The sequence below is a fragment of the Pigmentiphaga daeguensis genome (assembly GCF_039523035.1).
In the GTDB taxonomy this organism is placed as follows: domain Bacteria; phylum Pseudomonadota; class Gammaproteobacteria; order Burkholderiales; family Burkholderiaceae_B; genus Pigmentiphaga; species Pigmentiphaga daeguensis.
On record NZ_BAAAEN010000010.1, the window covers coordinates 152,463 to 171,424 of the forward strand.

Genomic DNA, 18,962 nt, shown 5'->3' on the forward strand with positions numbered 1-18,962 from the left:
GGCGGCCATGGAAATATTCCAGCTCTGGCGAGCCGAAGACGTCGCCCAGGCGGTGGGTGCCGCCGCCTATGCCGAAGACCGCCAAGGCTCGACGGTCCGGTTCCTGGCGGGCGGCACGACGCTGATCGACCTGATGAAGCTGGACGTGGAACGGCCGGCCATGGTGATCGATATCAGCCATCTGCCGCTCGACCGCATCGAGGCCACGCCCGGCGGCGGCGTGCGCATAGGCGCGATGGTGCGCAATTCGGACCTGGCCCATGATCCGTTGATCCGCGAACGCTATCCGGTGCTGTCGCAGGCGCTGCTGTCCGGAGCCTCGGCGCAGTTGCGCAACATGGCGACGACCGGCGGCAACCTGTTGCAGCGGACCCGCTGCGTGTATTTCCGCGACGTGGCCATGCCCTGCAACAAACGCGAGCCTGGTTCGGGCTGTCCCGCCATCGGCGGCTACAACCGCAACCTGGCGGTGCTGGGGACCAGCGAGGCATGCATCGCCAGCAATCCGTCGGACATGAACGTCGCACTGATGGCGCTGGGCGCCACGATAGACATCCAGGGGCCCGGAGGCGCGCGCACGGTGGCCATCGACGATTTCTTCGTGCTGCCGGGCGATACGCCGCAGCGCGAGACGGTGCTGGAGGAAGGCGAGCTGATCACGCACGTGACGCTGCCCGCGCTGCCAGCCGGCACCCGCTCCCATTACCTGAAGCTGCGGGATCGCGCGTCCTATGAGTTCGCCCTGGCCTCGGCCGCGGTGGTCGTGACCATGGCCAACGGCAGCATCCAGGCCGCGCGGGTCGCCATGGGCGGCGTGGGCACGCGGCCCTGGCGCTCGCCGCCGGCCGAAGTCCTGCTGGCGGGCGGCGCGCCCTCGGCGGCGGTATTCGATGCCGCGGCGCGGGAATTGCTGCGCGAGGCGCGGCCGCAAAGCCAGAACGCGTTCAAGATCGAGCTGGCGCGGCGCTGCCTGGTCCACGCCCTGGATACCGTGACGGCGGCCGGCTGACGGAGAGCGAAATGACCCAGCACACCGAATCCTCCATCGGCGCCGGCCATATCCGCGTGGAAGGGCCGCTCAAGGTGACGGGCCGCGCGCGCTACGCGGCGGACCACGGCTTGCCCGGCATGCTGCACGCCGTACCGGTATGCGCCACCGTGGGAAAGGGGCGCATCCTGGGCATCGAGACGGGCGTCGCCCGCGGCATGCCCGGGGTGCGCAAGGTCTACACCCGCGAGAACATCGGCCGTTTTCCGCGCGTGGACGAGAGCGCGGCCAAGCTGGACGAATACCGTCCGCCGATGGAGGACGACGAGATCCGCTACTACGGCCAGTATGTCGCGCTGGTGGTGGCCGACACGCTGGAGCAGGCGATGGCCGCGGCGGCGGCGGTGGCCGTGCAATACGACGCGCAGACGCCGGACGTATCCATGGATCTGGCGCCCGATGACGAACCGCGGGTGGATACCGAGCGCGGCGATGCGCCGGGCGCATACGCCCAAGCCGGGATCCGCATCGACCATACCTACACCACGCCGCCCGAGACCAACAATCCCCTGGAGATGCACGCCACCGTGGCGGTCTACGACGGCCGCGCGTTCACGCTGTACGAAAGCTCGCAGGGCATCGTGAACCATCGCGTGGCGATGGCGCGCATGCTGGACGTGCCGGAAGATAGCGTCCGCGTCGTTACCGAACACGTAGGGTCGGGTTTCGGCAGCAAGCTCTGGCCCTGGGGACACTCGCTGCTGGCGGCGGCCGCGGCGCGCGACCTGGGAAGTCCGGTCAAGCTGGTGCTGAGCCGCCGGATGATGTTCCACAACGTCGGGCATCGCTCCAACACGAGCCAGCGCGTGCGCCTGTCCGCGACCAGGGATGGCCAGCTGACCTCGCTGCGGCACGATTACCTGTTCCATGTGGCGATGGATGAATACCACAAGGAAAACTGCGGCGAGGCGACCGGCTTCCTGTACAGCACACCCAACCTGCGCGCCGCCTACGGATCCGCGCGCCGGAACATCGCGCCCACTACGTCCATGCGCGGGCCGGGCGCCGTTCCCGGCCTGTACGCGATCGAATCGGCCATGGACGAGCTGGCCATCGAGCTGGGCATGGACCCCGTCGAACTGCGGCTGCGCAACGAACCCGAGCAGGACGAAGCGGCCGGCCTGCCCTTCTCGTCCCGCCACCTGCGCGAGTGCCTGCTGCAAGGCGCGGAGCGCTTCGGCTGGGCACGGCGCGATCCGCGCGTCGGATCCATGTGGCGCGACGGCCTGGTCCTGGGATGGGGCATGGCGGCCTGTTCATGGATGGCGGTCAGGCTGAAGGCACAGGCCAGCGTGGCGCTGCGGGCCGACGGTACCGCGCGCGTGGCCAGCGCCACGCAGGACATCGGCACCGGTACCTACACCGTGATGGCGCAGATGGCGGGCTCGGTGCTGGGCCTGCCGCCCGACCGCATCGAGGTGGCGCTGGGAGACACGGCGCTGCCGCCGGGACCCACCTCCGGCGGCTCGATGGCCACCGGTTCGCTCGTGCCCGCGGTGCTGGCGGCCGCCCGCGACGCGGTCCGCCAGCTGGCCGCCTGCGCCGCGCGCGCCGGCCTGCCGCAACTGGCCGGCGTGGCCGCCGACGACTTGCGGTTGACCGGCGGCCGGCTGCATGGCGCGGGGCGCCCGCCATCGTCCGGGGTGCCTTTCCAGGACGTGCTGCGCGCGGCGGGCATCGAGCGGATCGAGGGCCACGGCCAGTCCGAGGGCAGCGACGCCGACCCCCGGGCCAAGCGCCATTCCATGCATTCCTTCGGCGCTCATTTCGTCGAGGTGACCTGGGAGCCGGCCATCGCCCGGCTGCGCGTGGCCCGCGTCGTGACGGTGATCGATGCCGGGCGCATCATCAATCCGCGCACCGGCCGCAACCAGATCGAGGGGGCCGTCGTGATGGGGGTGGGCATGGCGCTGCTGGAAGAAACTTCCTACGATTCGCGCCAGGGCGCACCCGTCAACAACAACCTCGCGGACTACATGGTCGCCACCCATGCCGACGCGCCGGACATCGACGTGCATTTCGTCGAGCATCCGGACACCGTGCTGAACGAACTGGGCGCGCGGGGCATCGGCGAGATCGGCCTGGCCGGGGTGGCGGCTGCCATCACCTCGGCTGTCCACCATGCCACCGGCGTGCGCGTGCGGGACCTGCCGGTGAAGGTCGAGACGCTGCTGCAGGCGCGGTCAGCGGATTGACCCACCCCGTGTCCTGGCCTTCGTCCGGGCCGGATGCGGCCCGCCATGGAACAGCTCCACGATCACCTGCCGCAGCCAGGTGTTGCCCGGTTCCTGGTCATGGCGCTTGTGCCAGTACACCATCACGTCGTAGCCCGGCATCTGCACCGGCGGAGCGAAGTGGCACAGGCCCCAGCGCCGGGCCACCGACAGCGCCAGGTTGCGCGGCATGATGGCCACCACGTCGGTGTCCGACACCAGTTCGGCGATGGCCAGGAAGTGCGTCACCCGCGCCACCACCCTGTCGCTCATGCCGTTGGCCACCAGCATGCGGTCGATCAGTATCGAATGGTTGGTACCCGCCACGTTCGGCACCACGTGTCGCGCCCGCTTGAACTCGGCCAGGCTGAGCGTGCCGCGCGGCACCGTGGATGGCCGCGCCACGCAGGCATAGACGTCCGAGAACAGGATCCGGCTGCGCACGCCGGCGATGTCGGGGTTGATGGCGCCCAGCGCCAGGTCGATGGTCCCCTTCGAGAGTTCCTGGGCCAGCTCCTCCGGGCTCGCGCTGGTGGCGATGGTCTCCACGCACAGCTGCGGCGCATGGTGCTGGAGATGGCGGATCAGCCGGGGCAGGAAGGTGTGCTCGCCGATGTCGGTCATCGCCAGGCGGAACACGCGTCGCGCGGTCGCGGGTACGAACGAACCCTTCTCCAGCGTCTGGGCCAGGATCTGCAAGGCCTGGGACACCGGGCCCACCAGTTCGTCGGCGAAGGGAGTGGGCTCGACGCCCTTGGCCAGCCGCACGAACAGCGGATCGCCATACATGTCGCGCAGGCGGGCCAGCGCGTGGCTCATCGCGGGCTGGCTCAGCCCCAGCGCCTTGCCCGCCGCCGTGAGGTTGCGCGTGCGATAGATGGCATCGAACAGGTCCAGCAGGTTCAGGTCCAGCTTGCGCGAAAGCGGCTTGTTCATGCCCAATGTCATTCTCATGAAGAATGAGTGAGATTCAATCATTTCATTTTACATATATCTACCCCAAACCTAAGATTCGCTGCACATCGAGTGGAGCGAGACGATGACAACACCGACAACCACCAGCAAGCCCGCTTTCTCCGGGTATGTGCTGGACGAGGCGGACGGCGGCAGGTTCCTGGTCGATCGCGGGATCTACCGGGATCCGGCGCTGTTCGAGGCCGAGATGGCCCGCATCTTCGAAGGCGGCTGGGTCTACCTGTGCCATGAAAGCGAGCTGCCCCGGCACGGCGACTACGTGACGCGATACATGGGGCGCCAGCCCGTGGTGGTCAACCGCCGCAAGGACGGCAGCATCGGCGCTTTCGTCAATGCCTGTGCGCACCGGGGCACCGTGGTCGCGCCGCTGCGCAAGGGGTCGGCCAAGAGCTTCACCTGCCGGTTCCATGGCTGGACCTATGCCGAGACGGGGCGCTGCATCAAGATCAAGAACCAGGAGACCGGCGCCTACGCGGGCGACGAGAACCTGCGCGAGGGCTTCGGGCTGAAGGTGGTGCCCCGGGTCGACAGTTACCGGGGCTTCGTGTTCGGCAGCCTGTGCGCCGATGTGGGTGAACTGCACGATCACCTGGGACCGGCCCGGGTCTGGATGGACCTGATGGTGGATCAATCGCCCGAGGGGCTGGAGGTGGTCGAGGGCGATTCCACCTACATCATCCGCGGCAACTGGAAGATGGGTGGCGAGAACGGCGTGGATGGCTATCACGTCAGCACCGTGCACCGCGTCTTCGCCGCCACGATGGCGATGCGCGAGGAAGCGCGCGGCGGCGCCGGCACGCAACGGACCGAGGCCGGCCGCATCGTGGGCAGGGTCGAATCGGGCACCGCGGATTTCGGCAACGGCCACATCGGCATCTGGGCGCGTCGCTCGACGCCCGAGGCCGCGCCGCTGTACGAGGCCCGCGAGCGGCTGCTGGGCGAGTTCGACGAGCGCAAGGTGGACTGGATGGTCGGCATGGGCCGCAATCTCTATCTGTTCCCCAACATGCTGCTGTTCGACCAGCCTTCCACGCAGATCCGCATCCTGCGTCCGCTGTCGGCCGACCGTACCGAGGTGCGCATCCAGTGCATCGCGCCGCGCGGCGAAAGCGCCGAGGCGCGGGCGTCGCGGCTGCGCAAGTTCGTGGACTTCTACCTGCCCACGGGCATGGCCACCTCGGACGACATTGCCGCGCTGGAGGACACCGCCATTGGCGGCGAGGCCCGGCTGAGCCGGTGGAACGACTACGGCCGCGGGGAGCGGGCCATGCGGCCCGGCGCGCAATGCCGGCCGCTGATGGACATAGGCTGCGAGGCGGTCGCGGCCTCCGACAACTGGGACCACGAGGTCTTCTACCAGGGCTATTACCGCCACTGGCTGCGGGTGATGAACGAGGAGCGGGGCTGATGGTCGTCGATACCGACCTGCACGTGCAGGTATCCACGTTGCTGGCCCGCGAGGCCACCTACCTGGACGAGAAGAACTGGGACGCCTGGCTGGACCTGTTCGCGCCGGACGTGGAGTATTTCGTGCCCGCCTGGCTGTCGGAGGACACCCTGACCACCGACCCGCGCACGCAGTTGTGCCTGATGCACATGGATTCCCGGTTGGGCCTGGAGGAGCGCGTGTTCCGGATCCGCAGCCGCGATTCGTTCGCGTCGCTGCCATTGGACCGGACCGCGCACCAGACGAGCAACATCCTCATCACCGGCCAGTCCGGCGACGAGGTCGAGGTCAGCGCGTCCTGGCTGGTGCATTGCGTGGGGCCGCGCGGCCAGGCCACGCGCGGCGGCCGCTACGACTACACGCTGCGGCGCACGGACGGCGGCCTGAAGATCGCCCGCAAGCGCATCGTGATGATCGACGAGAAGATCGAGGGCACGGTCGATGTCTATCACATCTAGGCGGGCGCCCCATGCATGACATCACCGCGATCTTCGAGGACGGCCGGACGGTCCGGTTTCCCGCCCGCCCCGGCGAGGTGGTCTACCAGGCCGCCTATCGCGCCTCGCTACAACTGGCCCACGACTGCCTGGAAGGCGCCTGCGGCGAATGCAAGGCCTGGTGCACGGCGGGCGAGTTCGAACTGGACGACTACAGCGACGAAGCCTTGTCGCGCGACGAGCGCGACCAGGGGCAGACGCTGCTGTGCAAGATGCTGCCGCGTTCGTCGTGCGTGGTGGAGCTGCCCTATCCTTCCAGTTTCCAGGCCGGCGATGCGCCGGCGGCCATCGCGGCGCGGCTGGCCGCGGTCGAGCGCGTCTCGTCCACGGTCGTGCGGACGCGGCTGCATGCCGACCGTCCGCTGGATTTCCTGCCAGGCCAGTACGCCAACCTGTCGGTGCCCGGCGCCGGCGTGTCGCGGGCCTATTCGTTCGCGAACCTGCCGGGGCGCGACGAACTGGAGTTCTTCCACAAGCTGGTCCCGGACGGTGCCATGAGCGCCTACCTCTCCCAGCGCGCCAAGGTGGGCGAGGCACTGACGCTGACGCCGCCGTCCGGCCATTTCTACCTGCGCGAGAATGGCCGCCCGCTGCTGCTGGTCGCCGGCGGGACGGGGCTGGCGCCCTTCCTGTCCATGCTGGGCCACCTGGCCCGCGCGCCGCGCGCGGCGCCGCCGATCCGGCTGCTGGTCGGCGCCAACGCGGCGGCGGAATTCTTCGCCCACGAGCAACTGGCCGGACTGGCCGGCATCCTGCCTGTCGAGATCGAGCGCATCGCGGTCTCCAGCGAAGGATGGACCGGCGCCACCGGCCACGTCACGCAACTGCTGCACGACGACATGCTGCGGGATGCGCCCGATGTCTATCTGTGCGGCCCGCCGCCCATGATCGAGTCCTGCGCCGGCTGGCTGGCGGCGCGGGGTGTGGACCGCCACCGGGTGCGGGCCGAGAAGTTTCTTCCCTCGGCCTGAACGCCGGCCGGATCGCAAGTGACCGCAGTGTCACGCAGTGCCATACCTACTGGAGACAAGCATGCCCAAGTCCATTCCGTCCGTCCGTACCCGGCGCGCCGCCTGTCTGCTCGTGGCCGGCAGCCTGCTGTCCGCCCACGCCGCCGCCGGCGCGAAAGAGGAAGCGTGGCCCGCCAAGCCCATCCGCGTCATCGTGGCCTTCGCGCCCGGCGGGCTGACCGACATCATCGCCCGTGCCTTCCAGCCGCGCCTGGCCGAGATCTTCGGCCAGCCGGTCATCATCGAGAACCGCCCCGCGGCCGGCGGCACCGTGGCCGAAGGCGCCGTGGCGCGGGCCGAGCCGGACGGCTACACCCTGCTGATGACCGCCGACGGCGTGCCGGCCAATCCGCATCTCTACAAGGGGCTGTCCTACGACATGTTCCGGGACCTGCAGCCGGTCAGCCAGCTGGTTCGCATACCCCTGGTCATGCTGGTCAATCCCTCCCTGCCGGTGAAATCGGTCAAGGAACTCGTCTCGTTCGCCGCCGCCGCGCCGGGCAAGTATTCCTATGCGAGCCCCGGCGCGGGAACCAGCAACCATCTCTTCTTCGAGGTGTTCAAGGACATGACCCGGATGGACATGGTGCACGCGCCGTACAAGGGCGGCAGCCCCGCCATGACCGACCTGGTCGGCGGGCACGTGCAGGCGCTGCTGATCTCGGCCACCCTGGCGGTGCCCCAGGCGCAGGGCGGCAAGGTGCGCGCGCTGGCGGTCACCAGCGACCAGCGCATGGACGCGCTGCCGGACGTGCCCACCTTCGCCGAGGCGGGCTATCCCACGTTCAACCCGCACCAATGGACCGGCCTGTTCGTGCCGGCGGGCACGCCGCCGGCGCTGGTGGCCCGTATCCACCAGGCCTTCGCCAAGGCGGCCGACGCGCCCGACGTGCGTGCGCGCCTGAAGGAGCTGTCGGCCGAGCCCTACATGACCTCGCCCGAGGAATTCAAGCGGAATCTCCGGAAGGACTACGACATGCTGGGCGCCTTGATCGAGAGCAAGGGCATCACGCGCTAGCGCCTAGAACGAATGCCGCATGCCGACCTGGAAGGCGGTCGGGTCCGAGACGTTGCCGGTGCCCACGCCGCTGTTGGCGAAGCGGCTCAGCTGATAGTTGGCGGCCGCCTTGTTGGTGACATGCGAATACTGGGCATACAGCGTCGTCCGCTTGGACATGTCGTACTCGTAGCCCAGCGTGATCTGGCGCGCGTCGTTGCCCGAGGCGGCAGCCGGCCGCGACGCGTCGAGCAGGCCCAGGCTGCCCAGCAGGCGGCCGTTGGGCGTGACGGTGAAGCTCGCGCCCAGCGTCCACAGGCTGACGCGGGCGTCGGGGGCCGCGCCGTTGTCGGTGCGGAACTGCCAATAGCTCAGGTAGAGCTTGGCGCGGCCCAAAGCGTAGCTGCCGCCAGCCATCCATTCGTTGGTGGCGTGCACGCCGGCGTTCAGCACGTCCACGCGGTTCCAGGCCAGGCCCAGATACAGCGGACCCTGCTGGTACTGTCCGGCCACGCCGGTATGGCGGCCCATCTTGCCCTGGGCCGTGCTTTCCGCCCCCAGGCTGTAGAACAGGCCTGCGCGCAGACCCTTCCAGACGGGACTGTCGTAGCGGACGGCATTGTCGGTGCGCGAGGCGCCGGCGGTCATCAGCACCTGCGTGGTGCTGTACGGCGCGACGTTGAAGGCGTTCGAGCGGATCTTCAGGTCGTAGATGGGGCTGTACTCGCGGCCGGCCGTGAGCGTGCCCCACTTGCCGGACAGGCCCACCACCGAACGGCCGCCGAACAACTGGCCGCCCACCTGGGTGCCGTCGTCGACGTTGAAGCGGCCTTCCAGCACGAACAGCGCCTGGTTGCCGTTGCCGAGGTCCTCGGTGCCGCGCAGGCCCCAGCGCGATTGCGTCAGCCCGCCGGACTGGAGCCGCGTGGCCTTGTTGTCGCCGGACTTGATGTACTCGATCGAGGCATCGACGATGCCATACAGGGTGACGTTGCTCTGGGCGTGGGCCAGACCGGGCGCCAGCGCGGCGGTGGCGATGGCCAGCAGGGGCTTGAGTGTCTTCATCGGGTGTCTCCGTTGCCAGTCGTGGCTGGCTCGTTGTGGGAAGCGTGGGCGCATGAGGGCGGGCCCGGGCTGCGCGGACGCAAAGCGGGCCGGCGCCGTCCGTCGGGACGGCGCGCGATGCGGTCGTGCCAGAGGGAAGGCTGGTTATTCTGGCTGCAGGCCGGCGTTGGCGATGATGGCCTTCCAGGCCTGGAGCTGGTTGCGGACCAGTTGCGAGAAGGCCTCGGGCGAGCTTTCTACCGGGACCAGGCCGACGGAGGCGTACTTGGTCTTCACGTCGGGCGTTGCGCCGACCTGCGCCACCGCGCGGGCGATGGCGTGGACGACCGGCCCCGGCGTTCCCGCCGGGGCCAGCAGGCCCTCGAAGCCCACGAGGTCGAAGTTCGAGAAACCCGCCTCTTTCATGGTTGGCACGTTGGGCGTCAGCGCAGAACGCGTGGGTCCGGTACTGGCCAGCACGCGCAGCTTGCCCGCCTCGACCTGCGGGGCCAGCGTGGAGTAACTGGCGAAGACGGCCGAGACACGACCGCCCACCACGTCCATGACGGCGGGCGGCGTGCCTTTGTAGGGCACATGCAGCATGTCGGCGCCGCCTTCCTTGGCCAGCAGGCCACCCAGCAGGTGGGGCGTCGTGCCGGCGCCGGGCGAGGCATAGGTGTACTTGCCGGGCGCCGCCTTGGCCAGGGCGATGAATTCGCGCACGGTCCTGGCCGGGATGCCGGCGTTCACAGCCAGCCATAGCGGTGCGTCCGCGGCCTGGGCCACGGGCACGAAGCTGCTGATGGGATCGTAGGTCAGGTTGCGGTAGAGCGAGGGTGCCTGCACGAACGCGGTCGAGGTGAAAAGCAGCGTGTGGCCGTCCGGGGCGGCTCGCGCGACGGCGTCGCTGCCTATGGTGGTGCCGGCCCCGGGTCGGTTCTCCACCACGACCGGTACGCCCCAGGCCTTGCTCAGGGGTTCGGACAACGTGCGCGCAGACTGGTCCATGGAGCTGCCGGCAGGGCCCGGCACGACGATCCTGACCGGACCGTTCGGAAAGCCCGAGGGCTGCGCCACGGCGCAGGCCAAGGGGACGGCCGCCGCCAGTACGTGCAGGGCGCGAAGGCCGTGGCGCGCCGCCACGACGGAAATGTTGGGGATGGATTTCATGTCGTCTCCTCGATCCTGGCGGCCATGGTCCGCAACCCGCCGCGGCGCCGTCAAAGCGCGTTCTCGCATTCTGAGACAGATTGGGCGCCCGGCATAAGGCAATCCGATCGCCTTTCAGGGGCCGCAGTGTGCCAGGAGACGCCAGCAGGCGAGGCGTCAGGAGGAGAAATTATCCATGCGGCTGCCATAATGCCGATAAAAAAATAAGATGGCATTTGAACAAGCTTGTATGCCGGTGCGGCGCGCCGTGCCCCAACCTGGATCTTTTCCGGACCCGCAACGTGGCTACTTCCCCAAAGCGTCTCGCTTCCCTGCCCAGCCTGGCCCATTTACGGGTACTGGCCGCTGTGGCCCAGCACGGCAGCGCTACCCGCGCGGCGGCGGCCCTATTCCGCGCGCAGTCGGCCGTCACCCGGTCCATACGCGAGATCGAGCAGGCACTGGGTGAGCCCCTGCTGGAGCGGCGCGCCACGGGCATGGTTCCCACCGCGGTCGGACGGGCGGTGCTCGACCGCAACGCGCGGGTGTTCGGCGAACTGGAGGACCTGGCGTCGTGGTGCGCGGCAGGGCAACCGCGCGCCCGCACGGCCGTGGTACCGACGGTGCCGAGCTACTTGCTCAACACGCGCCGCCTGCAACTGCTGGTGGCGCTGGCCCGGCATCGCCACATGCCCACCGCCGCGCATGCCCTGGGCATCAGCCAGCCAGCGGTCAGCGCGGCCATACGCATCCTGGAAAGCGGGGCGGGCTTCCCGCTGTTCGATCGCACGACCAGCGGCCTGCAGCCGACCGAGGCGGGGGAACAGTTCGTGCTGCAGGTGCGCCGGGCGTTGAACGAACTGCGCCACATTCCCGACGACATCGCCGCGGTGAAGGGCAGCATACGCGGCCAGGTGGTGGTCGGCGGGCTGCCCTTCGCGCGCACCCGTATCCTGCCCGAGGCCGTGGCCCGGGTCAGCCGTTCCCACCCCGGCGTGCGCGTGGTGACCGACGAAAGCGCCTACGAGATCCTGGCCGCGGACCTGCGCGCCGGCGACGTCGATTTCATCTTTGGCGGCCTGAGGGCCGCCGACATGGCCAGTGGGTTCCGCAGCGAAAGGCTGATGTCCGAGGCCATGGTGGTGCTGGCGCGCAGCGACCATCCGCTGGCCGCCAGCAGGGGGCTGGCCCTGGCCCGGCTGGGCCGGCAGCAATGGATACTGCCCCGCGCCCACACACCCGCCCGCACGATACTGGACGACGTCTTTGCGCGGGCGCGGGTGCGCACGCCCGAGCCCGCGGTGGAGACCGCCGATCTCGCGATGATCCGGGGGTTGCTGCTGCGCACGGACATGCTGGCGATCCTGCCGGCCCAACAGCTGCACTACGAGTGCCAGACAGGCAGCCTGGCGGTGCTGGACATCGCCCTGCCGGGCACGGAACGGGACATCGGCCTGACCCTGCGCACCACGGGAGAGCCGTCTCCGGCGGCGCGGACGCTGATCGAAGCGATACGAGGCGTCGTCGCCGAGATGGCCGCCGCGGCCACCTGAGTCGGATCGGCCGGTCCAGCCGATCAATCTGGCCCGCCATGGCATCTATTTTATTTATCGGCATGGGTCTGCCAAACCTGTTCGCCGGGCTCCGCCCGGCCGCTGGAGAATCGGGGTTTTCGAGCCCTCGGATTCAGTCCAGAAACCGCATTTCCGCCCTGCCGAAAAAACTTATCGTCGTCTTGTCTTTCCCACCGCTTGCCGCCATGATGCGCGCACCGGAGGCCACGGCCATCCCATCGACCACGCGAGACCAAGCATGAGCACCGTCCAGGAACATCTCGACATCTTTCCGTTCGACACGCCGCCCGTGATACTGACGCGGCGCGAGGCGCTGCTGCTGGACGACCCCGTGCCGTCCACGGTGAAGGCGCCGGAGCCGCCGCCCATCGAGGCCATCCACTATGCGCCGCGCTACTCCGAGCAGAAGGGGCCTCAACGCAACGTCTACGAAAGCCCTTACCTGCGCATCGAACGCCACTCCATGGCGCACGGGCGGCAGCGCTTCTATCACCGCAATACCGGCGCGGACGAGATTTCCTACCAGGTGGACGGCCAGCGCCTGCTGATGACCGAGCTGGGTTCGGTCGACCTGGTGCCGGGCGAGTTCGTGCGGCTGCCCAACGGCGTGGCGCACGACAACTACGGCAGGCAGGACATCCACCTGCTGTTGTACGTGTCGGACCCGGCGGCCGAACTGCTGCCCGCGCGCCGGACCTCGGAACATCGCCAGACGCCGTTTCCCGAATGGCAGCCTGCGGTGGTCAACGAGATGGTGTCCAAGGACCTGGCGGGCCCAGGGCAGTGCCTGGTGCTCGCGCCGGCCGACGAACGCCTGCTGCTGGACCACGCCCTGAACGATCCGCGCCGGCTGGCCGTGCTCGACCCCGGTGACGAGGCGGCGGGGGCCTGCTGGATCTACCGCTCGACCCACGTCTGGATAGGCCGCACGCGCCGCCCGGCCAGTGACGGCCGCGTCTACCAGCGCCACCTGAACGCCGACGAAGTGCAGTACCAGGTGAGCGGGCGCCGCACGCTGGTCACGCAGCGCGGCTGCCTGGAGATCGAGCCCGGCGACTTCGTGCGCATCCCGCAGGGCGTGGCCTTCACCAGCATCCACCACGAACCCGTCGAGTACCTGATGCTGGCATCCCGCCACGAGATCCCGCAATCGGCCCAGGGCACCAAGCAAGGCGGCAGGCTCGATGCCGCGGCGGTGGAACGGCTGCGCGCGCGCTAAGCCGCAAGAAGAACGACAGGACAGGGAAACATGAAGCAGATGATCGCCGCCCGCGCCCATGCATCGGGCGAACTCAAGCTGGAAACGGTGGACGTGCCCGTGCCGGAAGCGGGCGAGGTGCTGGTGCGGGTGGCCAGCGCGGGCATCGCGCCGGGCATCACCAAGCTGCTGGCCAAGGGGCGCTTTCGCCACCTGCCGACCACGCTCGGCCATGAAATCGCCGGCACGGTGGCCGAGACCGGCGCCGGCGTCGATCCGGCCCTGGCCGGCCGGCGCGTGCGCGTCTCGCCCAATCTGACCTGCGGACGCTGAGAATACTGCCTGAGCGGGCGCGAGCCCATGTGCCCGTCCACCGCGATGATCGGCCACGCGGCCTTCGGCACCGGCCCCATGCCGCTGTACGAGCGCTACCACGACGGCGGCCTGGCGGAATACGTGCGCGTGCCCGCCAGCCACGTCGATCCGCTGCCGGACAACGTCAGCTTCGACGTGGGCGCCAAGCTGCACGACCTGGGCAATGCCGTGCGCGCGCTGCGGCAGACCGGCATGCCGGCCTCCGGCCGGCTGGTCATCACTGCGGCCACCGGCACCATGGGCACGGCCTCGATCAAGTTCGCCCGTTTCTTCGGCGCGCGGGAACTGGTGCTGGTCGGGCGCTCCGACTCGCGCCTGGAGGCCCTGCGGCCGTTGGCCGGCGGCCTGCCCGTGAAAACGGTGGCCCTGGAGGATCTGCCGGGCTGGGAAGAGGACGGGAGCCTGACGCGGCGCCTGGTCGAACTGCTGCCCCAGGGGGCGGACGCGGTGCTGGATTTCTTTCCCTCGGGCCCGGGCAGCGCGCAGGCCATGGCGGCCCTGGGCACGGGCGGCGCCCTGGTCCACATGGGTGGCAACACGTCGATGCTGCCCTTCTCGATCCGGGACATGATGCATCACTGCTGGCGCTTCGTCGGCACGCGTTCCTGCACGAAGAAGGACACGGACCTGGTGCTGAACCTGCTGGCCTCGGGGCAGGTCACCGCCGACGATCTCATCACTCACCGCTTCCCGTTGTCGCGGCTGGCCGAGGCCATGGTGGTCACCGGCAGCCGCAAGGAACCGATCTGGATGGCCATCGTGCATCCGGATGCCGCGTGACCCCTTTTTCCTTCGACCGTCATGACCGATACACCGACGATGCACCCCTACCGCCGCTTTTCTCTGGCCGAACGCGACCGCCGTTGGAAGGCGGTACGCCAGCGCATGGCCGAGGAAAACCTTGCCGCCATCATTGCCCCGCCGAATCCGGGCAACTCCACCGACTGGCAGGCCGATGCCCGCTATCTGTCCCATTGCGGGGGCGGAGCCGACACGTCCATAGGCGTGGTCTTCCCGCTGGAAGGCGAGGTCACCGTCGTCGCAACCTCCGCGCAGGAGCGGTGGGGGCCGCTGGTACAGGACTGGGTGGCGGACGTGCGCACCGTCAACCGGCAGTTCGGCGCCGCCATGGGCGAGCGGCTGCGGGAACTGGGGCTGGACGGGCAGCGCATTGGCATCAGCGGGCTGGTCGGTGGGACTCGCACCCCCGAAGGCACCATCATGCACGGCACCTATGAGGCGCTGGTCCGCGCGGTGCCGAACGCGAGCTTCGTCGAGGCAGGCGAACTGATGCAGGACGTGCGCGAGGTCAAGAGCCAGGAAGAGATCGACGTCCTGCAATGCTCCATCGACCTGGTCGAGCGCGCGCTGGAGGCGCAACTGGCCGCGGCGCAGCCTGGGGTGCCGGACTATGTCGTCTGGGCCGAGACCATGCACGCCATGTTTCGGCGCGGCTCGGAACTGTCGGTTCATTTCAACTGGATCAGCGGCGATAATCCCGGCCGCACGCTCACGCGGCCCACCGCCCGGCCGCTGCGCGAGGGCGACCTGATCCTGGGCGAGATCGAGGCCTCGGTCATCGGCTACCGCGCCCAGCGCCTGCCCGTGGTGGCGGTGAACCGCTGTCCGCCCGTCATCCGCGACCTGTCGGTCATCCATGGCGACATGTACGCCGAACTGCTCGAGGTGCTGCGCGCCGGTGCCACCGTACGCGAGGCGATCGCCGCGACGGTGGACATCACGCGCCGCATCGCGCCGCGCAGCGGCCCGCTGGCCGGGCTGAAGGCCTCGCTTATCCTGCACGGACGGGGATTGGGCGACGACCGGCCGCTGGTGCTGACCAAGCTCGGCGGCGATCCCTTCTACGGCGCGACCGAACGCGCCATGGAGGCGGTGTTCCCCGAGGACGGCGTCTATATCTGCAAGCCGGCGATCTCGACCGCCGACGGCGTGTTCCAGTTCGCCTGGGGCGACACCGTGCGTGTCACGGCGCGCGGCGCGCGGCGCATGGGCAGGATGCCCCACGGCGTACAGGTCTCGGAACCCGGGTCGTTCACCGACTGGCCCACCGACGTCACGGTGCTGAGCGGGGGGGCGTAGGCATCTTCTTCATCGGCTACTTCCTGTTCGAGATTCCCAGCAACGTCATCCTGGAGAAGGTTGGCGCGCGGCTGTGGATCGCGCGGATCATGGTGACCTGGGGCCTGATCTCGGCGGCCATGGCCTTCGTGTCCGGCACCGCGAGCTTCCTTACATTGCGCTTCCTGCTCGGCGTCGCCGAGGCGGGCTTCCTGCCCGGCATGCTGCTCTACCTGACCTACTGGTTCCCGGCCCGTCACCGGGCGAAGTTCATCGCCCTGTTCATGGCGGCGGTGCCGCTGGCCAGCGCGATCGGCTCGCCCATCTCGGGCCTGCTGGTCGGCATGGACGACGTGATGGGGCTCAAGGGCTGGCAATGGCTGTTCATCCTGGAAGGACTGCCCTCGTGCGTGCTCGGCATCGTGGTCCTGTTCGCGCTGCCGGACAGGCCGGCCACCGCCAGGTGGCTGTCGCCGCGCGAGCGCGAGATCGTTGAGGCAGACCTGGCGCGGGACCGGCTGGCCGGTTCGGGGCGCAGCCACCACGCCATGTGGCCGGCCCTGGTGGATCGCCGCGTGCTGGTCCTGTGCGGCGTGTACTTCGGCATCGTCATCGGGCTGTACGGCATCGGCCTGTGGCTGCCGCAGATCGCCAAGGCGATGGGTTACTCGAATGCCGCGGTCGGCTTCATCGTGGCCGCGCCCTATGCCGTCAGCGCGGTGGCCATGCTGGCCTGGGGCCGCCGCAGCGACAAGCGCGGAGAACGCGCCGGCCACGTCGCGGCCGCAGCCCTTCTCAGCGTGGCCGGCCTGCTCGCCAGTCTGTACTTCGGCACGCCGTGGATCGCGTTGTGCTGCCTGGGCCTGGCCTCGGTCGGCATCTATGACTGCCTGGGGCCGTTCTGGGCAATGCCGCCGCTGTTCCTGCAAGGCACGGCGGCGGCGGGCGGCATCGCGCTGATCAACTCGGTGGGCAACCTGGGCGGCTTTGCCGGCCCCTACCTGATGGGCTGGATCAAGGAAAGCACCGGCAGCTTCTCGCTGGGCATGGCAGCCCTGGCCGGCTGCCTGGGCGCGGCCGCGATATTGGCGCTGTCGCTGGGCCGGGAGATGCGGGCGATGCGCGATGCGCGGCCGGATCATGCGTAGCCGCCCTTGCATGCTTCCAGGGCGGCCGGCCGGACCGGCCGTTCAAGCCGATGCCGAGACCAGCAGCATCATCGGCCGCTCGCGCTCCTCCGCCAGTTCGGGCATGGCCCGCACCTGTTCTTCCGTGGGGCCCCATTCGACCAGGCGCGTCACGGTGAATCCGGCCTCGACCAGGAGCCGGAACAGTGTGCCCAGGGTGCGGTGCTGCTTGACCACGCCCTCGGCCAGCCAGTTCGTGACGCGCGGGCCTTCGAGCTGGTAGTTGTCCACTGGCCAGGTCTTGCGGCCGTCGACACCTGGCAACCATCCCGGATGGCGCGAGGCCATGTAGATCGGATGCTCGATGGAGAAAACCAGGCGGCCTTCCGGCTTCAGCGCGGCGTGGATGGCCGCGAGCAGTTCCGGCAGGCGCTGGATGTAGTGAAAGGTCAGCGAGCTGTACGCGAGATCGAATGCCCGGGCTGGCAGCGCGGGCTGTTCGAGGTCTGCCCGCCGATAGTCTATGCCGCCTTCGGGAGTCAGCTCCCGCGCCCGAGCGAGCATCCGCTCGGAAACGTCGAGCGCCAGCACGCCAGCGGCACCATGCTCCCGCGCCCATCGGCTGAACCAGCCATATCCGCAGCCCAGGTCCACGATGGCCTGGTCCCGGACGTCGCCCACCATGTCCCCCAACGCCGGCCACTCGGGCGCGCCCGCCAGGCCGTGGACGGACCGGCCGAGGCGGCCGTAGCCTTCGAAGAAGGCGGGGTTGTCGTAGATGTTCTGGCTCATGGCGCCGATGCCACCCGATCCACCCGCACTAGGCAGTATGCGGCGGTGTCGTAGGGAACGGTCACGACGTCGCGGCCGCGCAGTTCGGGCTGAGCGTCGATCAAGGTCCGCAGCCGTTCATCCACCCCGGCCCGCTGTTCCGGCGGCAGCGCCGAGATGAAGCTGGTGGAGCGCACCCGGTTCAGGATGACGTCTTCCGGGGATCCGGTGTGGTCGTTGGCATAGTGCCGCTCGTCCATGGGGCCGAAGCCCGGATGGGGAAAGGCCTGGCGCCAGGCACCGGTGTAGTAGCGCGGCGCGTCGCCCTCGAACTCGTTGACGATGCGGTCGATCGCGGCCACCCAGGGCACGCGCGCGTCGCGCATGTTCCAGACCAGTCCCAGCCGGCCGCCGGGCTTGAGCACGCGATGGATCTCGTCCAGGGCCTCGGCCGTGGCGAACCAGTGGAAGGCCTGCGCGCACACGACCACATCGACACTGGCATCGGGTAGCGGGATGGCGTCGGCCGTGCCGACCAGCGGGCGGACCTCGGGATGGGACGCGGCCAGCTTGTCCAGCATCGCAGCCACCGGCTCCACGGCGATCACGCTGGCGCCCGTGGCAAGCAGGCGGGGCGTGAACTTGCCGGTGCCCGCGCCCAGGTCCAGCACGGTGGCGCCGGCATGCAGGCCCAGCGTATCGCGCAGCCATCCGGCGATTTCCGGCGGATAGTCGGGACGTCCGCGGACGTAGGTGTCCGCCCCTTTGGTATAGCCGTCGACGGCCGAGTGATGGATGGAGCTCGTGCTGTCCATGTGTTCTCTCCGGTGAAGCGCGGGGGCGATCTGTTTTACCATGCGCGTCTATCGGGGCCAGGAGGCCGCATGCAGGCAATCAACCGCCCGCCGCCTGGCCCTTGCGCCGTGCAAGCCATTCCTCGCGCGTGATCTCCCAGATTTCGCTGGGCAGCCTGCCCGATACGTAGCCGCGCTCCTCGGTGGCGACCATGCGCATGCCGCCGCGCGCCGAGATCCGGCTGGACGCGATGTTGGCCGCAGCCTTGGGCACGCGCAGCCTGGGTTTGCCCAGCACGTCGAACCAGTAGGCGGTGACCGCTTCGGCGGCTTCCGTCATCAGGCCCTGGCCTTGCCATTCCGGCACGATCCAGAAGCCCCGGTTGTTGTCCGGGTCGTCCATCAGGCTCACCACGCCGATCAGCCGGCCGGGCTCCTGCCTGGGCCGCAGGCTCCAGTGCCACTCCCGGCCTTGCGCCATGGCCGGCAGCGCCGCATCGCGCAGGAACACGAGCGCGCCGTCCTCGGGATACGGCCAGGGAACGCGGTCGGCCAGGAAGCGCACGATCTCCCTGCGCGCGAAGGCATGCTGGATGGCCGGGGCATCGGCCAGCGTCAGGGGAGGCAGCAGCAGGCGCGGCGTGGAAAGCGCGGGAATGGGCAT

The 18,962-nt window shown here is 69.3% G+C and carries 18 protein-coding genes; 12 read left to right on the forward strand and 6 right to left on the reverse strand.

Annotated elements, in window-relative coordinates; translation table 11 throughout:
- The first annotated feature begins 7 nt into the window (after positions 1 to 7).
- Together ABD104_RS14695 and ABD104_RS14700 are read left to right on the forward strand one after the other, a co-directional pair.
- The gene (locus tag ABD104_RS14695; RefSeq protein ID WP_087839020.1) at positions 8 to 1,009 is read left to right on the forward strand and encodes an FAD binding domain-containing protein; all 1,002 of its coding nucleotides are present in this window, start codon (positions 8 to 10) and stop codon (positions 1,007 to 1,009) included.
- 11 nt (positions 1,010 to 1,020) lie between these two features.
- On the forward strand, positions 1,021 to 3,243 hold the full coding sequence (locus ABD104_RS14700; protein WP_343927725.1) for a xanthine dehydrogenase family protein molybdopterin-binding subunit: 2,223 nt from the start codon (positions 1,021 to 1,023) through the stop codon (positions 3,241 to 3,243).
- Here ABD104_RS14700 and ABD104_RS14705 read toward each other — a convergent pair.
- Positions 3,232 to 4,197, reverse strand: a complete 966-nt coding sequence (locus ABD104_RS14705; RefSeq protein WP_176400741.1) for a LysR family transcriptional regulator — start codon at positions 4,195 to 4,197, stop codon at positions 3,232 to 3,234. The two genes, ABD104_RS14700 and ABD104_RS14705, sit on opposite strands and share 12 nt — an antisense overlap.
- Before the next feature lie 103 nt (positions 4,198 to 4,300).
- Between ABD104_RS14705 and ABD104_RS14710 the strand changes: the two genes are divergently transcribed.
- The 4 genes from ABD104_RS14710 to ABD104_RS14725 all read left to right on the forward strand — a co-directional run bounded on the left by ABD104_RS14710 (position 4,301) and on the right by ABD104_RS14725 (position 8,208).
- Positions 4,301 to 5,644, forward strand: coding sequence for an aromatic ring-hydroxylating oxygenase subunit alpha (locus ABD104_RS14710; RefSeq protein WP_087839017.1), 1,344 nt, complete (start codon positions 4,301 to 4,303; stop codon positions 5,642 to 5,644).
- Positions 5,644 to 6,141: an aromatic-ring-hydroxylating dioxygenase subunit beta gene (locus ABD104_RS14715; protein WP_176400740.1), complete on the forward strand. Its 498-nt coding sequence runs from the start codon at positions 5,644 to 5,646 to the stop codon at positions 6,139 to 6,141. The genes ABD104_RS14710 and ABD104_RS14715 overlap by 1 nt, the downstream gene beginning before the upstream one ends.
- An 11-nt stretch (positions 6,142 to 6,152) precedes the next feature.
- Positions 6,153 to 7,151 (forward strand): 2Fe-2S iron-sulfur cluster-binding protein, encoded by a 999-nt coding sequence (locus tag ABD104_RS14720; protein ID WP_343927726.1) that lies wholly within the window; start codon positions 6,153 to 6,155, stop codon positions 7,149 to 7,151.
- A gap of 61 nt (positions 7,152 to 7,212) precedes the next feature.
- Positions 7,213 to 8,208 (forward strand): Bug family tripartite tricarboxylate transporter substrate binding protein, encoded by a 996-nt coding sequence (locus ABD104_RS14725; RefSeq protein ID WP_087839014.1) that lies wholly within the window; start codon positions 7,213 to 7,215, stop codon positions 8,206 to 8,208.
- A 3-nt stretch (positions 8,209 to 8,211) separates the two neighbouring features.
- Here ABD104_RS14725 and ABD104_RS14730 read toward each other — a convergent pair whose 3' ends face one another.
- Both ABD104_RS14730 and ABD104_RS14735 read right to left on the reverse strand, forming a co-directional pair.
- Positions 8,212 to 9,252 (reverse strand): porin, encoded by a 1,041-nt coding sequence (locus ABD104_RS14730; RefSeq protein ID WP_176400739.1) that lies wholly within the window; start codon positions 9,250 to 9,252, stop codon positions 8,212 to 8,214.
- A gap of 144 nt (positions 9,253 to 9,396) precedes the next feature.
- The gene (locus ABD104_RS14735) at positions 9,397 to 10,401 is read right to left on the reverse strand and encodes a Bug family tripartite tricarboxylate transporter substrate binding protein (protein WP_343927727.1); all 1,005 of its coding nucleotides are present in this window, start codon (positions 10,399 to 10,401) and stop codon (positions 9,397 to 9,399) included.
- Between the two features lie 281 nt (positions 10,402 to 10,682).
- On the opposite strand from ABD104_RS14735, the gene ABD104_RS14740 reads away from it, so the two are divergent.
- The 6 genes from ABD104_RS14740 (at position 10,683) to ABD104_RS14765 (ending at position 16,754) form a co-directional block, all read left to right on the forward strand.
- Positions 10,683 to 11,933 carry a LysR family transcriptional regulator gene (locus ABD104_RS14740; protein WP_343927728.1) on the forward strand — a complete coding sequence of 417 codons (1,251 nt, stop codon included), beginning with the start codon at positions 10,683 to 10,685 and terminating at the stop codon, positions 11,931 to 11,933.
- Between the two features lie 259 nt (positions 11,934 to 12,192).
- Positions 12,193 to 13,173: a cupin domain-containing protein gene (locus ABD104_RS14745; protein ID WP_343927729.1), complete on the forward strand. Its 981-nt coding sequence runs from the start codon at positions 12,193 to 12,195 to the stop codon at positions 13,171 to 13,173.
- Between the two features lie 30 nt (positions 13,174 to 13,203).
- Positions 13,204 to 13,485: an alcohol dehydrogenase catalytic domain-containing protein gene (locus ABD104_RS14750; protein ID WP_343927730.1), complete on the forward strand. Its 282-nt coding sequence runs from the start codon at positions 13,204 to 13,206 to the stop codon at positions 13,483 to 13,485.
- A gap of 27 nt (positions 13,486 to 13,512) precedes the next feature.
- Positions 13,513 to 14,307: a zinc-binding dehydrogenase gene (locus tag ABD104_RS14755; RefSeq protein WP_343927731.1), complete on the forward strand. Its 795-nt coding sequence runs from the start codon at positions 13,513 to 13,515 to the stop codon at positions 14,305 to 14,307.
- Between the two features lie 21 nt (positions 14,308 to 14,328).
- Positions 14,329 to 15,627: a M24 family metallopeptidase gene (locus ABD104_RS14760; protein WP_343927732.1), complete on the forward strand. Its 1,299-nt coding sequence runs from the start codon at positions 14,329 to 14,331 to the stop codon at positions 15,625 to 15,627.
- 50 nt (positions 15,628 to 15,677) lie between these two features.
- The gene (locus ABD104_RS14765; protein WP_343927748.1) at positions 15,678 to 16,754 is read left to right on the forward strand and encodes an MFS transporter; all 1,077 of its coding nucleotides are present in this window, start codon (positions 15,678 to 15,680) and stop codon (positions 16,752 to 16,754) included.
- Positions 16,755 to 16,796: 42 nt separating this feature from the next.
- Here the strand turns inward: ABD104_RS14765 and ABD104_RS14770 are convergent, their stop codons facing one another.
- The 3 genes from ABD104_RS14770 to ABD104_RS14780 all read right to left on the reverse strand — a co-directional run bounded on the left by ABD104_RS14770 (position 16,797) and on the right by ABD104_RS14780 (position 18,962).
- Positions 16,797 to 17,525, reverse strand: coding sequence for a class I SAM-dependent methyltransferase (locus tag ABD104_RS14770; RefSeq protein ID WP_343927733.1), 729 nt, complete (start codon positions 17,523 to 17,525; stop codon positions 16,797 to 16,799).
- Positions 17,522 to 18,319, reverse strand: coding sequence for a class I SAM-dependent methyltransferase (locus tag ABD104_RS14775; protein WP_132980242.1), 798 nt, complete (start codon positions 18,317 to 18,319; stop codon positions 17,522 to 17,524). Before ABD104_RS14775 ends, ABD104_RS14770 begins: the two co-directional genes overlap by 4 nt.
- A gap of 79 nt (positions 18,320 to 18,398) precedes the next feature.
- Positions 18,399 to 18,962, reverse strand: a complete 564-nt coding sequence (locus ABD104_RS14780; RefSeq protein WP_132980243.1) for a GNAT family N-acetyltransferase — start codon at positions 18,960 to 18,962, stop codon at positions 18,399 to 18,401.

Coding starts and splice junctions, on each gene's coding strand:
- ABD104_RS14735 (WP_343927727.1), bottom strand. CDS start 10,401: ATGAAATCCATCCCCAACATTTCCGTCGTGGCGGCGCGCCACGGCCTT.
- ABD104_RS14780 (WP_132980243.1), bottom strand. CDS start 18,962: ATGCCCATTCCCGCGCTTTCCACGCCGCGCCTGCTGCTGCCTCCCCTG.
- ABD104_RS14750 (WP_343927730.1), top strand. CDS start 13,204: ATGAAGCAGATGATCGCCGCCCGCGCCCATGCATCGGGCGAACTCAAG.
- ABD104_RS14715 (WP_176400740.1), top strand. CDS start 5,644: ATGGTCGTCGATACCGACCTGCACGTGCAGGTATCCACGTTGCTGGCC.
- ABD104_RS14695 (WP_087839020.1), top strand. CDS start 8: ATGGAAATATTCCAGCTCTGGCGAGCCGAAGACGTCGCCCAGGCGGTG.
- ABD104_RS14745 (WP_343927729.1), top strand. CDS start 12,193: ATGAGCACCGTCCAGGAACATCTCGACATCTTTCCGTTCGACACGCCG.
- ABD104_RS14720 (WP_343927726.1), top strand. CDS start 6,153: ATGCATGACATCACCGCGATCTTCGAGGACGGCCGGACGGTCCGGTTT.
- ABD104_RS14755 (WP_343927731.1), top strand. CDS start 13,513: ATGTGCCCGTCCACCGCGATGATCGGCCACGCGGCCTTCGGCACCGGC.
- ABD104_RS14710 (WP_087839017.1), top strand. CDS start 4,301: ATGACAACACCGACAACCACCAGCAAGCCCGCTTTCTCCGGGTATGTG.
- ABD104_RS14730 (WP_176400739.1), bottom strand. CDS start 9,252: ATGAAGACACTCAAGCCCCTGCTGGCCATCGCCACCGCCGCGCTGGCG.
- ABD104_RS14770 (WP_343927733.1), bottom strand. CDS start 17,525: ATGAGCCAGAACATCTACGACAACCCCGCCTTCTTCGAAGGCTACGGC.
- ABD104_RS14700 (WP_343927725.1), top strand. CDS start 1,021: ATGACCCAGCACACCGAATCCTCCATCGGCGCCGGCCATATCCGCGTG.
- ABD104_RS14705 (WP_176400741.1), bottom strand. CDS start 4,197: ATGAACAAGCCGCTTTCGCGCAAGCTGGACCTGAACCTGCTGGACCTG.
- ABD104_RS14775 (WP_132980242.1), bottom strand. CDS start 18,319: ATGGACAGCACGAGCTCCATCCATCACTCGGCCGTCGACGGCTATACC.
- ABD104_RS14760 (WP_343927732.1), top strand. CDS start 14,329: ATGACCGATACACCGACGATGCACCCCTACCGCCGCTTTTCTCTGGCC.
- ABD104_RS14725 (WP_087839014.1), top strand. CDS start 7,213: ATGCCCAAGTCCATTCCGTCCGTCCGTACCCGGCGCGCCGCCTGTCTG.